Source organism: Mycoplasma marinum (genome assembly GCF_004335975.1).
Taxonomy (GTDB): domain Bacteria; phylum Bacillota_I; class Bacilli_A; order Mycoplasmatales; family Metamycoplasmataceae; genus Mycoplasma_K; species Mycoplasma_K marinum.
This window is the reverse complement of record NZ_PSZO01000112.1, coordinates 1-637: the sequence shown is the minus strand read 5'-3', so window position 1 is coordinate 637 and position 637 is coordinate 1. Positions and strand designations below refer to the sequence as shown.

Genomic DNA, 637 nt, shown 5'->3' with positions numbered 1-637 from the left:
TTTGTTATTTTTGGAAATATTCGTTGAAATTCTTCATTTAATTCAGTTCAAATTTCCCTGTTTATACCAAAAAATATTTTTTTATATTCAATACCACTTTTTTTCAATTTTATTTCTAGAAATAGTTGATATTTCCTAATAAAACTAGAGAAATTTCATAGACTGAATCCTATCAACTTTTCAAGAGACTCAGAAACTTGTTTTTCTTCTTTTTCCCCTGTTCATCTAATGACTCTTGATTTGTGGGGATAAAATTTTCATTTAGGATAAATTATTCCATTGTGCTTTATAGTTTCTATATTATTACTTTTTAAAAATATTACATATGATATATAACCCAATAAAGTTGCAGAATATAAAAGTTGTCGGATTTTTGGTTGGATACTTAAATTTGAGAAAATGGGTTTTGTATATTTTCATTTCTTGCAAACATAACCTAAACCTATTTGCAAAAATTGATTCGTTATCATTATTTCTCTTGTTGGTTCATGAATATATAAAAGAGAAAATAATGAGTATGAAGAGTATGCAACTTGGAAACCTTCTTCAAAATTTAGATGCCCCATTTCTTCATGGTAAATGTTTTCAAGTTCTTCAATGCTTGCATTTTCATCAAAGAAATTAGAAATATAATCAA

At 25.6% G+C, this 637-nt stretch carries 1 protein-coding gene; it reads right to left on the bottom strand.

What is annotated here, in order from left to right; all coding sequences use genetic code 4:
• The coding region (locus tag C4B24_RS05130) for a hypothetical protein (RefSeq protein ID WP_168388389.1) at nucleotides 1-637 on the bottom strand (637 nt) is incomplete at both ends.